The sequence below is a fragment of the Geodermatophilus sp. SYSU D00708 genome (assembly GCF_054050115.1).
Genome location: NZ_JBJGYS010000003.1, coordinates 33,636 through 46,598, shown reverse-complemented (window position 1 = coordinate 46,598; position 12,963 = coordinate 33,636). Strand labels below are relative to the sequence as shown.

Sequence of the window (12,963 nt, the reverse complement as noted above, 5' to 3'; positions counted from 1 at the left end):
TCGGGCCCATGGACGACGTGCTGGCCCGGTACCGCGACCCCTCCCAGCTGGTGCAGGACAAGGTGATCGACCACCTCGACCGGCACTGCACCGCCTTCATCGGGCTCGCGCCGTTCGCCACGCTGTCCACGGCGTCGGCCGAGGGCTGGCCGGACGTCTCGCCGCGCGGCGGCGACCCGGGCTTCGTCAAGGTGCTCGACGCGCACCGGCTGGCCCTCCCCGACCGGCCGGGCAACAACCGGGTGGACAGCCTGCGCAACGTGGCGGGCAACCCGCGAGTGGCGGTGCTGTTCCTGGTACCCGGCATCGAGGAGACCCTCCGCGTGTACGGCACCGCGGAGCTGGCCGCGCCCGAGGAGCTCGACGTGGACCTCACCGAGTTCGGCCGCGCGCCCCGCTCGGTGCTCGTGGTGACCGTCGAGCGGGCCTACTTCCAGTGCGCCAAGTCGGTGATGCGCTCGGGGCTGTGGGACCCGCAGCGGCGGGTCGAGCGCTCGGCGTTCGCCCCGATGCGCGTGGTCTTCGCCGACCACTGCCGGCTGACCACCCCGCTGCCGGACGACGCGGTGATGCGCGCCGGGCTGGCCGAGGAGCTCTGAGCCACCGGCACCCTTCGGGTCGCCGGCGCCGCGAGTCGTCGGTGCCCGCGAGTCGTCGGTACCCGGCCCTACGGTGCGCCCATGGCGACCGACGTGCAGATCGTGATCGACAGCGCCGACCCGCACGGGCTGGCCGACTGGTGGGCCGACGCCCTGGGCTGGCAGGTGGAGGCCCAGGACGAGGCGTTCATCCGCCGGATGGTGGAGTCCGGCGCGGCGGCGGAGTCCGACACCACCACGCACCGCGGCGCGCTGGTGTGGCGGGTCGGGGCGGCGCTGCGGTCACCCGCCCCGGGCCGGCCGCGGGTGCTCTTCCAGCTCGTCCCCGAGGCCAAGACGGTCAAGAACCGCGTGCACCTGGACCTGCACGTGGGGCCCGAGCGGCGCGACGACGAGGTCTCCCGGCTGGTGGGGATGGGTGCCACCGAGCTGTACCGGGAGAAGCAGGGCCCGTTCGAGTGGGCGACACTGCGCGATCCGGAGGGCAACGAGTTCTGCGTCGCCTAGCGGCTCCCCTGCAGGGGGCCCTTCAGCTGGCGCGCAGGTCCCGGGCGAGCTTGCGGTAGGCGACGGTGCGCTCGGCGATCGCGCGGCGTCGTCCGCGTCTGGTGCGGCGGTCGTTGGTGCCGAGGTAGCGGGCGTCCTCCACGAGCTGGAAGGCCGCGAGGACGCTGGCCTTCACCTCCCGCGAACGTGGTGCGGCCGGAGGTACCGGCTGGGCCGAGGTCATCGAGGACCCCCCTCTCCCGGAGGGCCACCTCTGACCACCCCGTGCCGTCATGGTGCCCCTCTATCGGCAGTTCCAACCGCGAACGTGACTGATTGGTACCGGAGTGTCACGTGGGACACATGGTGTTCACCGTCACCGGGCGAGCGGGGTCCGTACCGTGCGGACATGGCGCGAAGCGGGCTCGTCCGACGGCTCACCGGGGTGCTGCGCGCGGTCACGCAGCCGGCCACGCGTGCGGTCCGCCGCCCGCGCGGCCGCGGGCGCGTCGTCACGGCCGAGGTCTCCGGTCCCGGCGTCCGGGACCTCGACGGCGGCCTCGCCCGGGTCGACCTCGGCTACCGCCCCCGGCCCGACGACCGGCCCGACCCGGGCGAGGTGGTGTGGGCCTGGGTCCCCTTCGACGAGGGCGACGGCCGCGGCAAGGACCGCCCCGTGCTCGTCGTCGGGCGGCGGGGCGAGGAACTGGTCGGCCTGATGCTCTCCAGCCAGGACCACGACCTCGACGCGGCCGACGAGGCGCGGCACGGGCGGTACTGGCTCGACGTCGGGCGGGGCGCCTGGGATCCGCAGGGCCGGCCCAGCGAGGTACGCCTGGACCGCCTGCTCACGGTGCCCCCCACCGCCGCACGCCGCGTCGGAGCCGCCCTGGACCGGGCGCGCTTCGACGAGGTGGTCGCCGCCGTCCGCGCGTTCCACGGCGCCTGAGCGCACCCCTCCGGGATGGACGCCGCCGAGGTCTTCTGGACCCTGCACCGTGACCTGCCGCGCGAGGGCGTCGGCTCCGACGCGACGACCCGCGCGCTGCTCGACCTCGCCGGGGACCTGCCGGCCGAGCCCCTCGCCCTCGACATCGGGTGCGGACCGGGCCGGGCGTCGCTGGTGGTCGCCGCGGCCGGCGCCCGCGTCGTCGCCGTCGACCTGCACGAGCCGTTCCTCCGCCGGGCGCGGCAGGCCGCCGTCGACGCCGGGCAGGCCGGCAGGGTCGCCGTCGTCCGCGCGTCGATGGCCGCCCTGCCGTTCCTCGACCGGGCCTTCGACCTGCTGTGGTGCGAGGGCGCGGCCTACCTGATGGGAGTCGACGCCGCACTGCAGGACTGGCGCCGGCTGCTCCCCTCCGGCGGCGTGCTGGTGTTCACCGAGGTCGTGTGGACGACCGCGCACCCCTCGGCCGACACCCGCGCGTTCTGGGCCGCGTACCCGGCGATGCGCGACGTCGCGGCGACCGAGGCGGCGGCGCGCGCGGCGGGCTGGGAGGTCGTCGCCACCCGACTGCTGCCCGACTCGGACTGGGAGGACGAGTACTACGTCCCGCTGGCGGCGGCGATCGACGCGTGGCCGGACCCCGACGAGGCGACGGCGGCGGTGCTGGCCCAGGCCCGGACCGAGGTGGACCTGCGGCGCACCCGGGCCGGCGAGTACGGCTACGCGGGGTTCGTGCTGCGGCGCCGGTGAGCGGTCAGTCCGCGACCGACTCGTCGCGCACGGTCTGGCGCGGCCGCACGGTGTAGACGCCGGCCGTCCCGGTGAGCGTGGTCAGGTCGTAGCGGTGCACGACCTTCGGGCCGCCGTGGAGGTGGACGTGGGTGATCGTCGGCAGCGGCTGCCCGTGCCTCGCCTCCCGGATCTCCACCCGCCCGTCGAGCGGGCCACCGACGAACAGCAGCACGGCGTCCTCGGCGCCCCTCGTCTCGGCGCCCTCCGTGTCCTCGGCCAGCGTGCTCACCTCCCTCGCGCCCCGGTCGAGGGTAGGCGCGTCGGGCGGCCGCGGGGGCTCCCCGATGAGGTGATCAGTCCGACGTCCCGGCGCGCGAGGCGAGCTCCGCGCGGACGATCGGGGCGACCTCGGTGCCGAGCAGCTCGATCGAGCGCAGGACCTCGCGGTGCGGGGCGGCGCCCAGCGAGGACTGCATCAGGAACCGGTCGTGCCCGAACAGCTCGTGCTGGAAGAGGATCTTCTCGGCGACCTGCTGGGGGCTTCCGACGACGACCGCGCCGTGCAGCCCGGCCAGGGCGCCGAAGTCCGGGCGGGTCATCGGGCCCCACCCGCGCTCGCGGCCCAGCTGGGTCATCACCTCGGCGTAGGTGTCGTAGAAGCTGTCGGCGGCGGCCTGCGAGGTGTCGGCGACGAAGCCGTGGGAGTTGATCGAGACCGGCAGCGGCCCGTGCCCGTACTGCGCCGCGGCCCGGCGGTGCAGCTGGGCCAGCGGGGTGAAGCGGGCCGGCTCGCCGCCGATGATCGCCAGCGCCAGCGGCAGACCCAATGCACCGGCCCGGACGACGGACTGCGGGTTGCCGCCCACCGCCACCCACACCGGCAGCGGGTCCTGCACCGGGCGGGGGAAGACCGGCTGGTCGGCCAGCGCGGCGCGGTGCCGGCCCTTCCAGGTGACCCGCTCGGAGTCGCGCAGCGCGAGCAGCAGGTCCAGCTTCTCGGCGAACAGCTCGTCGTAGTCGTCGAGGTCGTACCCGAACAGCGGGAAGGACTCGATGAACGACCCGCGCCCGGCCATGACCTCCGCCCGGCCGTGGGAGAGCAGGTCGACGGTGGCGAACTGCTGGAACACCCGCACCGGGTCCTCGGAGGACAGCACGGTGACCGCGCTGGTCAACCGGATCCGCGTCGTCCGGACGGCGGCCGCGGCGAGCACGGTGGACGGCGAGCTGACCGCGTAGTCGGGCCGGTGGTGCTCCCCCACGCCGAAGACGTCGAGTCCCACCTGGTCGGCGAGCTCGATCTCCTCGAGCAGGTTCGCCAGCCGCTGCTCGGGGCTGATCGTCGTCCCGGTGTGCGGGTCCCGGAGGACGTCGCCGAACGTGTAGACCCCGAGCTCCACTGTCACTCCCTGCCTCGTCGGTTGAACGGTCAACCACCTGTCGCCGGCTCGGATTCCCCCGGGCCGGCGCGGCGCAGCCAGCGGGCGAGCAACGGCGCGGACAGCAGCATCACGAACAGCCGGAGCACCTGGACGGCGAGCACGAAGGTGGCGTCGGCGCCGCCGTCCTGGGCCGTGGCCAGGACCGCGTACAGCCCGCCGGGCGTCGTGGCCAGGTAGGCGTCGAGGGCGCTGGCGTCGGTCGTCACGGTGAGGACCGCGCCGAGGCCGGCGCACGCCGCGATCAGGCCCAGGATGATCGCCAGCGCCAGCGGCAGCGCGCGCCCGACGGTGCGCAGGCTGTCGCGGGTGAAGTTCAGCCCCACCGTCAGGCCGATCAGCAGGAACGCCGCCAGGCCGAGCGCCGTGGGGACCTCCGCGCCCCGTGACAGGCCGCTCAGGTCCAGGCCGGTCGCCACGAGCATCGGCCCGAGCAGCGCCGGTACCGGGATGCGCAGCAGCCGCGCCAGCGGGACGCCGGCCAGCAGGCAGACCGCGCAGAACAGCAGGTCGACCGGCCAGCCCGGGCCGGCGTCGTCCACCACCGCGCCGCCGGCTCCGGGCGCGGCGCCGAACACCGCCGTCGCCGTCACCGGCATCAGCACGACGATGATCAGCACCCTCAGGTACTGGAGGACGGCGACCATCCGGTCGTCGGCGCCGAGCTCCCGGGCCATCACGGTGATCCCCGACGCGCCGCCGGCGATCATCGCGAACGCGCCGGTCACCGGGCTGATCCCCGGCTGCAGCCGCATCAGCAGCCCGGCCAGCAGGGTCAGCACCAGCGTGCCGATCGTGACCGACAGGACCGGCAGCCAGTCCCGGCCGATCGCGGCGAGGGTCTCCAGGTCGACCAGCGCGCCGATGGAGACCCCGATCAGGCCCTGCGCGGCGATCATCCCGGGGCGCGGGACCACGAGCCGCCGCCGTCCGGCCAGGCCGCGGACCAGGCCGACCACCAGGCCGCCGAACAGCGAGGGCGAGGGCAGGTCGAGGGCGTCGAAGAGGACGGTGGCCGCGACCGCGGCGACGAGGACCAGTGCCGCGTCCACCAGCCGCGCGATGCGCCCCGGACCCCCCACGGTGCCCACTCTGCCCGCCGACCTCCGCGAGCCCGGGGCGGCCCCTCTGCAGGGACCCGCCGTGGCCCCGTCCAGGGCACCGCCCCGAGCCTGCGAGGGGTGGGGAGGACGGGGTCCATCCGTCGTGGGGGGCAGAGGGGTCCTTCCTCAGACTCCGGCGATCCGCCGCAGTTCGGCCACGTGGGCGTCGAAGGCGCGCCGACCGTCCTTGGTGAGCGCCAGACTGGTGCGCTGGCGCGAGGCGATGGTGGCCTTGTGCGCCTTCACGTACCCGGCCTCCTCCAACTGCCGGACGTGCTTGGAGAGGACGGAGTCGCTCACCCCGACCCGGTCCCGGACGGCCGCGAACTCCATGGTGTCGACCGCGGCCAGCAGGCCGCAGATCTGCAGCCGCGGCGGTGGGTGGATCACCGTGTCGAACCGCGGGGCCGTCGCGGTCACAGGGAGCTCCGCATCTCCGCGGCGAGGGCGCGGCCCCAGCGGCGGCTGAGCAGCGCCGCCGCCAGGCCGAGCACCGCCCCGGCCACGACCATCACCCAGTGCTGGTCGAAGCCCTCGGCGAGGACGAACGCGGCGATCAGGACGGGCAGCACGATCGCCGCCCAGACCGCCATGGCGCCGGGGCTGACGGTCACCCAGATCCCGGTCATGTGCTTGTAGGCCGACACCAGGGCGCCCAGGCCGCCCATGAACACGATCACGGCCGGGAAGGTCACCCACAGCGAGTCGAAGGCGTAGGAGGACAGGAAGCCGAAGAGCAGCAGTCCCAGCGCGACGTCGTACCACCAGGGCTGCAGGACCCGGTCGGCCAGCGCCTCCCGGTCGGCCTGCAGGGCGGCGAGCTGCGCGGCGGCGGCGGTGCGGTCGGAGACCCCGTTGCTTTCCATGTCGGAAAGTGTGGCGGTCACTTTCCAACTCGTCAAGAGACGGGCGACTGTCCGCGCGCCGCGGCGGCGTGGTTGCATGACCGGGCCACAGCGACGGCAGTGGAGGAAGCCCGGTGGAACTCCGGCGCGGTCCCGCCACTGTGACCGGGGAGTCGGCCCCCACGCTCGGCCACTGTCCCCGCGGGGACGGGAAGGTCGGGGGCGGACGGCGATCCGGCAGCCAGGAGACTCCCGCCGTCGTCCCTGCTCCCTCCGGGCGTGGACACCCGGGGAGGAAGGACGCCCGGGTGACCTATCCCTTCGGCGCCGTCGTCGGCATGGACGACATGCGCCTGGCCCTGCTGCTCAACGCCGTCTCCCCCGCGGTCGGCGGCGTGCTCGTCCGCGGCGAGAAGGGGACGGCGAAGTCGACGACGGTGCGCGCGCTGGCCGCCGTCCTGCCGCCGGTGGACGTCGTCACCGGCTGCCGGTTCGCCTGCGACCCCGCCGCCCCGGACCCGGCCTGCCCGGACGGCCCGCACGACGCGGACGCCCCCGGCCGGACGCGGCCGGCCCGGCTGGTCGAGCTGCCGGTCGGCGCCTCGGAGGACCGCGTCGTCGGCTCGCTGGACCTCGAGCGGGCGCTCACCGAGGGCGTCAAGGCGTTCGAGCCGGGGCTGCTGGCCGCCGCGCACCGCGGCGTGCTCTACGTCGACGAGGTCAACCTGCTGCACGACCACCTGGTCGACCTGCTGCTGGACGCCGCGGCGCTGGGCACCGCCTACGTCGAGCGCGAGGGCGTCTCGGTGCGGCACGCGGCCCGGTTCCTGCTGGTGGGGACGATGAACCCCGAGGAGGGCGAGCTGCGCCCGCAGCTGCTGGACCGGTTCGGGCTGACCGTGGAGGTCGCCGCGCCCCGTGACCCGGCCGAGCGGGCCGAGGTGGTGCGCCGCCGGTTCGCCCACGACGCCGACCCGGCCGGGTTCGCCGCGGCGTGGGCCGCCGAGGAGGCGGCGCTGGCCGGCCGCATCGCCGACGCCCGCGCCCGGCTGCCGCACGTCGTCCTCTCCGACGACGCGCTGCGCCAGGTGACCGCGGTCTGCGCCGCCTTCGACGTCGACGGGCTGCGCGCGGACCTGGTCACCGCCCGGGCCGCGATCGCGCACGCCGCCTGGTGCGGGCGCGAGGAGGTCACCGAGGACGACGTGCGGGTGGCCGCCCGGCTGGCCCTCCCCCACCGCCGCCGGCGCAACCCCTTCGACGCGCCGGGCCTGGACCAGCAGACCCTCGACCAGGCCCTCGCCGATGCCCGCCCCGAGGATCCCGACGACGACGGCCCCGACGACGACGGCCCGTCCGGCGGCGACCCCGGCGGCCCGGACGACGGCGGCTCCGGACCCGACGACGCGCCGACATCCCGTGATCTCGACAGCGGTTCCGCGCGCGAGGAGGACCCGGGGCCGGCGCCGGAGCGGGCGGCCGTGGCGCCGTCGGACCCGTTCCGCACCCGCCGGCTGGAGGTGCCCGGCATCGGCACGGGCGTGGCCGGACGGCGCTCCCGGGCCCGCTCCGACCGGGGCCGCGTGGTCGGCTCGACCCGCCCGCGCGGCACGGTGACCCGGCTGCACCTGACCGACACGGTGCTCGCGGCCGCGCCGCACCAGCGGGCCCGCGGCCGCACCGGCCCGGGGCTGCGCCTCGCGCGCGGCGACCTGCGGCAGGCCACGCTGGAGGGCCGCGAGGGCAACCTCGTGCTCTTCGTCGTCGACGCCAGCGGCTCGATGGGGTCGCGGTCGCGGATGGGCGCGGTGAAGGGCGCCGTCCTGTCGCTGCTGCTCGACGCCTACCAGCGGCGGGACAAGGTCGGCCTGGTCACCTTCCGCGGCACCGGCGCCGAGCTGGCGCTCCCCCCGACCTGGTCGGTCGAGGCGGCCGCGGCCCGGCTGCGCGAACTGCCGACCGGCGGGCGCACGCCGCTGGCGGCCGGGCTGCTGCGCGCGCACGAGACGCTCCGGGTGGAGCGGGTCCGCGATCCGCAGCGCCGCCCGCTGCTGGTCGTCGTCACCGACGGCCGGGCGACGGGGGTCCGCGGCGCCACCGCGGTCGCGGACGCGCACGCCGCGGCCGGCCTGCTGGCCGCCACCGGGGTCGCGAGCGTCGTCGTCGACTGCGAGTCCGGGCCGGTGCGGCTGGGGCTGGCCGGCGCACTCGGCGCCGCTCTCGGCGCGCGGACGCTGCGGCTGGAGGAGCTGGCCGCCGAGTCGCTGGCGGCGACCGTCCGCAGCGCGCGCGAGGTGGCCTGACGTGCCGAAGGGCCAGGTGACCGCGGTCCCCGACGACGGGCTGACCACGCGGGCGCGGCGCAACCGGCCGATCCTCGCCGTCCACACCGGGGAGATGAAGGGCAAGTCGACCGCCGCGTTCGGCATGGCGATGCGGGCGTGGAACCAGGGCTGGCCGATCGCGGTCTACCAGTTCGTCAAGAGCGCGAAGTGGAAGGTCGGCGAGGAGACCGCGCTGACCGCGCTGGGCCGGCTGCACGAGCAGACCGGCGAGGGCGGCCCCGTCGTCTGGCACAAGATGGGTTCGGGGTGGAGCTGGTCGCGCCGGCAGGGCACCGAGGTCGACCACGCCGCCGACGCCGCGGAGGGCTGGGCGCAGATCAAGCGCGACCTCGCCGCCGAGGCCCACCGCTTCTACGTGCTCGACGAGTTCACCTACCCGCTGACGTGGGGCTGGGTGGACGTCGACGAGGTCGTGGAGACCCTGACCAACCGCCCCGGCACCCAGCACGTGGTGGTCACCGGCCGCAACGCGCCACCGGCGCTGGTCGAGGCCGCCGACCTGGTCGTGGAGATGACCAAGGTCAAGCACCCGATGGACGCCGGCCAGAAGGGCCAGCGGGGGATCGAGTGGTGACCGCAGCCGTCCCCCGGGTCGTGATCGCCGCCCCGGCGAGCAACGCGGGCAAGACGTCGGTCACCACCGGGCTGGTCGCCGCCCTCACCGCGCGCGGGCTGGCCGTCTCCCCGCACAAGGTCGGCCCCGACTACATCGACCCCGGCTACGCGGGCCTGGCCGCCGGGCGGCCGGGGCGCAACCTCGACCCGGTCCTGGTCGGAGAGGAGCGGGTGGTCCCGCTGTTCCTGCACGGGGCCCGGGGCGCCGACGTCGCGGTCGTCGAGGGGGTCATGGGCCTGTTCGACGGCGCCACCTCCCCGGCCGTCGAGCCCGGGTTCGCCTCCACCGCGCACGTGGCCCGGCTGCTGCGCGCCCCGGTGGTGCTGGTCGTGGACGCCTCCGCGCAGGCGCAGAGCGTCGCGGCGCTGGTGCACGGCTTCGCCACGTTCGACCCGACGGTGCGGATGGGCGGCGTCGTCCTCAACCGGGTCGGCAGCGACCGCCACGAGGAGATCCTGCGGGAGGCCCTCGGCGCGTCGGGGGTGCCGGTCCTCGGGGCGGTCCGGCGGCTGGACGAGCTGGTCACGCCCTCCCGGCACCTGGGCCTGGTGCCCGCCGCCGAGCGGTCGGCCGAGGCGCTGGCCACGGTGCGGCGGCTCGGCGAGGTGGTCGCCGGGGCACTGGACCTGGACGCCGTCCTCCGGCTGGCCCGCTCCGCCCCCGGCCTGGACGCCGTCCCGTGGGACCCCGCCGCCGAGGTGCGGCGGGCCGAGGGCCGGCCGCGGATCGCCGTCGCCGGGGGTGCGGCGTTCACCTTCGGCTACGCGGAGAACACCGAGCTGCTCGAGGCCGCGGGCGCCGAGGTGGTGACCGTCGACCCGCTGCGCGACGAGCACCTCCCCGAGGGGACTTCCGGGCTGGTGGTCGGCGGCGGGTTCCCCGAGGTGCACGCCGCGCAGCTGTCGGCCAACGCCGCGCTGCGGGCGGACGTCGCCGCGCTCGCGGAGCGGGGCGCCCCGGTCGCCGCCGAGTGCGCGGGGCTGCTGTACCTGGCCCGCAGCCTGGACGGCGTCCCGATGTGCGGGGTCCTGGCCGCCGACGCGGCCATGTCGCCCCGCCTCACGCTCGGGTACCGCGAGGCCGTCGCCCTCACCGACTCGGCGCTCGCTCCGGCCGGCACCCGGGTGCGGGGGCACGAGTTCCACCGCACCGTCGTCACGCCGGTCGCCGGGGCGCGCCCGGCCTGGCGCTGGGCCGGCGCCGCGCCGGAGGGGTTCGTCGAGGGCGGCGTCCACGCGAGCTACCTGCACCTGAACTGGGCCGGCTCCCCGGTCCTCGCCGAGCGGTTCGTGGCCGCCTGCGCGGTCCCGGCGGGGGTGGCGCGGTGATCGTCGTCGGAGTGGGCGCGCGCCCGGGGGTCGAGGCCGCGGAGGTCCTGGCCGCGGTGGACGCCGTCCTGCCCGCCGGGGCCGACGGCGTCCGGCTGGCCACGCTCGACGCCCGCGTCGCGGAGCCGGGCCTGCGGGCGGCCGCGGCGGCCCGCGGCTGGTCGGTGGCGGGGCACCCGGCGGCAGCACTGGCCGCCGTCCCGGTGCCGGCGCCGTCGGCCCGGGTGGCCGCCGCGGTCGGGACGCCCTCGGTCGCCGAGGCCGCCGCGCTGCTCGGCGGGGGCACGCTGCTCGTCGGCCGGACGGTGGTCGGCCGGGTCACGGTGGCGGTGGCCGGTGAGTGAGCCCGACCTGGGCCACCACGGGGACGCCGAGCTGGCCCCGGGCCTGGTCGACCTCGCCGTCAACGTGCGCCCGGGTACGCCGCCGCCGTGGCTCCGGGCGATGCTGCACGAGGCGCTCGACGACTGCGCCGAGTACCCCGACGCCGGGCCGGCCCGTGCCGCGGTCGCCGCGGCACACGGCCGCCCGCCGCAGGAGGTGCTGCTCACCGCGGGCGCGGCCGAGGCGTTCACCCTGGTCGCGCGGGCCCTGCGACCGCGCCGGGCGGTCGTCGTCCACCCGTCGTTCACCGAGCCGGAGGCCGCGCTGCGCGCCGCCGGGCACCCGGTCGAGCGGCTGCTGCTGGCGGCTCCGCGGTTCCGGCTGGACCCGGCCGCCGTCCCGGACGACGCCGACCTGGTGGTGCTCGGCAACCCGACCAACCCGACCTCGGTGCTGCACCCGCAGCGGGACGTCGCCGCGCTGGCCCGGCCCGGCCGGGTGCTCGTCGTCGACGAGGCGTTCGCCGACACGGTGCCCGGCGAGCCGGAGTCCCTCGCCGGCCGCTCCGACCTGCCGGGGCTGCTCGTGGTGCGCAGCCTGACCAAGACCTGGGGCCTGGCCGGGTTGCGGGTGGGCTACTGCCTGGGCCCGGCCGACCTGGTGGCCGCCCTCGGCGCCGCCCAGCCGCACTGGCCGCTGGCCACCCCGGCCCTGGCCGCGCTCGTCGCGTGCACCCGGCCGGAGGCCCGCGCCGAGGCCACCGCGGCGGCCCACCACCTCATCGACCACCGGGAGGTGCTGGTGCAGGCGCTGCCGCCGGAGGTCGAGGTCCTCGCCGAGCCGCGGTCGTCGTTCGTGCTGCTGCGGGTGCCCGGCGGCGAGCGGGTCCGCGCGGAGCTGCGCGCGCGGGGCTGGGCGGTGCGCCGCGGCGACACCTTCCCCGGTCTGGACGTCGACCACCTGCGGGTCGCCGTCCGCGCTCCGGCGACCTCGCGTGCGTTCGCCGCGGCCCTGGCTGCGATCCTGGAGGGGATCCCTCCCGCGCCACCGACGCCGCGGGCCGCGCCCCGCCTGCCCGAGGAGATCCGCTGAGCACCGATCCGGCCCCGTTCGCGGGCACCCTGCTGGGCGAGACGATCGCCGCGGTCGCGCCGCGGGACGGCGCGGCCGAGCGCGCCGCCCGCAACCGGCTGGACCGGATGACCAAGCCGCCGGGCTCCCTCGGCGTCCTCGAGGACGTCGCCGCGCAGCTCGCCGGCACCGCCGGCCAGTGCCCGCCGCCGCTGCCCGCACCGGCCGCGGTCGCGGTCTTCGCCGCCGACCACGGGGTGCACGCCCAGCGCGTGACCCCGTGGCCGCAGGAGGTCACCGCGCAGATGGTGGCCAACCTCGTCCACGGCGGCGCGGTGGTCAACGCGTTCGCCGCGCAGCTCGGCGCCGACGTCGTCGTCGTGGACGTCGGGGTGGCGACCCCGTACGCGGTCGAGCCGAGCGCGGCGCTGCTCGCCCGCAAGGTGCGTTCCGGCACCGCCGACCTCGCCGTCGGCCCGGCCATGACCGGAGAGGAGGCCCAGCGGGCGGTCGAAGTGGGCATCGAGGTGGCGACGGCCCTCGCCGCCGACCACGGCTGTCTGGTCACCGGCGACATGGGGATCACCAACACCACCGCGTCGGCGGCACTGGTCTGCGCGTTCACCGGCGCGACCCCGGCCGAGGCCACCGGCCGGGGCACCGGCGTCGACGACCCGACGCTGGCCCGCAAGGTCGAGGTCGTCGGTCGCGCCGCGGCCCGCGTGCCGACCCGGCCGGCGACCCCGGAGGCGGCGTTGGCCGTCCTCGCCGAGGTGGGCGGCCTGGAGCACGCCGCGCTCGCCGGGTTCGTGCTCGGGGCGGCGGCCGCCCGGGTGCCGGTGCTGCTCGACGGCGTCATCGCGGGCTCCGCCGCCCTGGTCGCTGCCGCGCTGTGCCCGACCGCGCTGGAGCACGCGCTGGCCGGGCACACGTCGGCCGAGCCCGGGCACGCCCTCGCGCTGCGCGCCCTGGGCCTGCGACCGCTGCTCGGGCTGGACCTGCGCCTGGGCGAGGGCACCGGCGCCCTCCTGGCGCTGCCGCTGGTGGCCAGCGCGGCGCGGGCGCTGCGCGACGTGGCCACCTTCGACTCCGCCGGCGTCACGGAGAAGGGCCAGTGAGCGACCGCACC

At 76.8% G+C, this 12,963-nt stretch carries 16 protein-coding genes and 1 riboswitch; of the genes, 10 read left to right on the top strand and 6 right to left on the bottom strand.

The features are described from left to right. Positions 1–8 precede the first annotated feature (8 nt). Both ACI79D_RS03680 and ACI79D_RS03675 read left to right on the top strand, forming a co-directional pair. Positions 9–599, top strand: coding sequence for an MSMEG_1061 family FMN-dependent PPOX-type flavoprotein (locus tag ACI79D_RS03680; protein ID WP_456916957.1), 591 nt, complete (start codon positions 9–11; stop codon positions 597–599). A gap of 81 nt (positions 600–680) precedes the next feature. Beyond that, positions 681–1,106 carry a VOC family protein gene (locus tag ACI79D_RS03675; RefSeq protein ID WP_456916956.1) on the top strand — a complete coding sequence of 142 codons (426 nt, stop codon included), beginning with the start codon at positions 681–683 and terminating at the stop codon, positions 1,104–1,106. A gap of 22 nt (positions 1,107–1,128) precedes the next feature. Here the strand turns inward: ACI79D_RS03675 and ACI79D_RS03670 are convergent, their stop codons facing one another. Next, positions 1,129–1,281: a hypothetical protein gene (locus ACI79D_RS03670; protein WP_456916955.1), complete on the bottom strand. Its 153-nt coding sequence runs from the start codon at positions 1,279–1,281 to the stop codon at positions 1,129–1,131. Between the two features lie 213 nt (positions 1,282–1,494). Between ACI79D_RS03670 and ACI79D_RS03665 the strand changes: the two genes are divergently transcribed. Further along, positions 1,495–2,034: a type II toxin-antitoxin system PemK/MazF family toxin gene (locus ACI79D_RS03665; RefSeq protein ID WP_456916954.1), complete on the top strand. Its 540-nt coding sequence runs from the start codon at positions 1,495–1,497 to the stop codon at positions 2,032–2,034. Positions 2,035–2,049: 15 nt separating this feature from the next. Further along, positions 2,050–2,781 (top strand): class I SAM-dependent methyltransferase, encoded by a 732-nt coding sequence (locus tag ACI79D_RS03660; protein WP_456916953.1) that lies wholly within the window; start codon positions 2,050–2,052, stop codon positions 2,779–2,781. A gap of 4 nt (positions 2,782–2,785) precedes the next feature. Here the strand turns inward: ACI79D_RS03660 and ACI79D_RS03655 are convergent, their stop codons facing one another. The 5 genes from ACI79D_RS03655 to ACI79D_RS03635 form a co-directional block, all read right to left on the bottom strand. Next, the gene (locus tag ACI79D_RS03655; RefSeq protein ID WP_456916952.1) at positions 2,786–3,052 is read right to left on the bottom strand and encodes a hypothetical protein; all 267 of its coding nucleotides are present in this window, start codon (positions 3,050–3,052) and stop codon (positions 2,786–2,788) included. A 64-nt stretch (positions 3,053–3,116) separates the two neighbouring features. Next, positions 3,117–4,169, bottom strand: a complete 1,053-nt coding sequence (locus tag ACI79D_RS03650) for an LLM class flavin-dependent oxidoreductase (RefSeq protein ID WP_456916951.1) — start codon at positions 4,167–4,169, stop codon at positions 3,117–3,119. Positions 4,170–4,192: 23 nt separating this feature from the next. Further along, positions 4,193–5,284 (bottom strand): AbrB family transcriptional regulator, encoded by a 1,092-nt coding sequence (locus ACI79D_RS03645; protein ID WP_456916950.1) that lies wholly within the window; start codon positions 5,282–5,284, stop codon positions 4,193–4,195. 147 nt (positions 5,285–5,431) lie between these two features. After that, positions 5,432–5,725, bottom strand: coding sequence for a transcriptional regulator (locus ACI79D_RS03640; protein WP_456916949.1), 294 nt, complete (start codon positions 5,723–5,725; stop codon positions 5,432–5,434). Beyond that, positions 5,722–6,171, bottom strand: a complete 450-nt coding sequence (locus ACI79D_RS03635; RefSeq protein WP_456916948.1) for a hypothetical protein — start codon at positions 6,169–6,171, stop codon at positions 5,722–5,724. Before ACI79D_RS03635 ends, ACI79D_RS03640 begins: the two co-directional genes overlap by 4 nt. A 103-nt stretch (positions 6,172–6,274) precedes the next feature. Next, a riboswitch (cobalamin riboswitch) is annotated at positions 6,275–6,401 on the top strand. Between the two features lie 57 nt (positions 6,402–6,458). Between ACI79D_RS03635 and ACI79D_RS03630 the strand changes: the two genes are divergently transcribed. The 6 genes from ACI79D_RS03630 to cobT are packed head-to-tail and all read left to right on the top strand — an operon-like array spanning position 6,459 to position 12,952. Continuing rightward, the gene (locus ACI79D_RS03630; protein ID WP_456916947.1) at positions 6,459–8,453 is read left to right on the top strand and encodes a putative cobaltochelatase; all 1,995 of its coding nucleotides are present in this window, start codon (positions 6,459–6,461) and stop codon (positions 8,451–8,453) included. 1 nt (position 8,454) lies between these two features. Beyond that, entirely contained in the window at positions 8,455–9,069 is a 615-nt protein-coding gene (cobO, locus tag ACI79D_RS03625; protein WP_456916946.1) for a cob(I)yrinic acid a,c-diamide adenosyltransferase, read from the top strand. Continuing rightward, the gene (locus tag ACI79D_RS03620) at positions 9,066–10,439 is read left to right on the top strand and encodes a cobyrinate a,c-diamide synthase (RefSeq protein WP_456916945.1); all 1,374 of its coding nucleotides are present in this window, start codon (positions 9,066–9,068) and stop codon (positions 10,437–10,439) included. Before cobO ends, ACI79D_RS03620 begins: the two co-directional genes overlap by 4 nt. Continuing rightward, entirely contained in the window at positions 10,436–10,783 is a 348-nt protein-coding gene (locus ACI79D_RS03615; RefSeq protein ID WP_456916943.1) for a cobalamin biosynthesis protein, read from the top strand. Before ACI79D_RS03620 ends, ACI79D_RS03615 begins: the two co-directional genes overlap by 4 nt. Beyond that, entirely contained in the window at positions 10,776–11,855 is a 1,080-nt protein-coding gene (gene cobC, locus ACI79D_RS03610; RefSeq protein ID WP_456916942.1) for an Rv2231c family pyridoxal phosphate-dependent protein CobC, read from the top strand. Before ACI79D_RS03615 ends, cobC begins: the two co-directional genes overlap by 8 nt. Continuing rightward, entirely contained in the window at positions 11,852–12,952 is a 1,101-nt protein-coding gene (gene cobT, locus ACI79D_RS03605) for a nicotinate-nucleotide--dimethylbenzimidazole phosphoribosyltransferase (RefSeq protein ID WP_456917216.1), read from the top strand. The genes cobC and cobT overlap by 4 nt, the downstream gene beginning before the upstream one ends. The last annotated feature ends 11 nt before the right edge of the window (positions 12,953–12,963 follow it).

Coding starts and splice junctions, on each gene's coding strand:
- ACI79D_RS03665 (WP_456916954.1), top strand. CDS start 1,495: ATGGCGCGAAGCGGGCTCGTCCGACGGCTCACCGGGGTGCTGCGCGCG.
- ACI79D_RS03635 (WP_456916948.1), bottom strand. CDS start 6,171: ATGGAAAGCAACGGGGTCTCCGACCGCACCGCCGCCGCCGCGCAGCTC.
- ACI79D_RS03675 (WP_456916956.1), top strand. CDS start 681: ATGGCGACCGACGTGCAGATCGTGATCGACAGCGCCGACCCGCACGGG.
- ACI79D_RS03660 (WP_456916953.1), top strand. CDS start 2,050: ATGGACGCCGCCGAGGTCTTCTGGACCCTGCACCGTGACCTGCCGCGC.
- ACI79D_RS03680 (WP_456916957.1), top strand. CDS start 9: ATGGACGACGTGCTGGCCCGGTACCGCGACCCCTCCCAGCTGGTGCAG.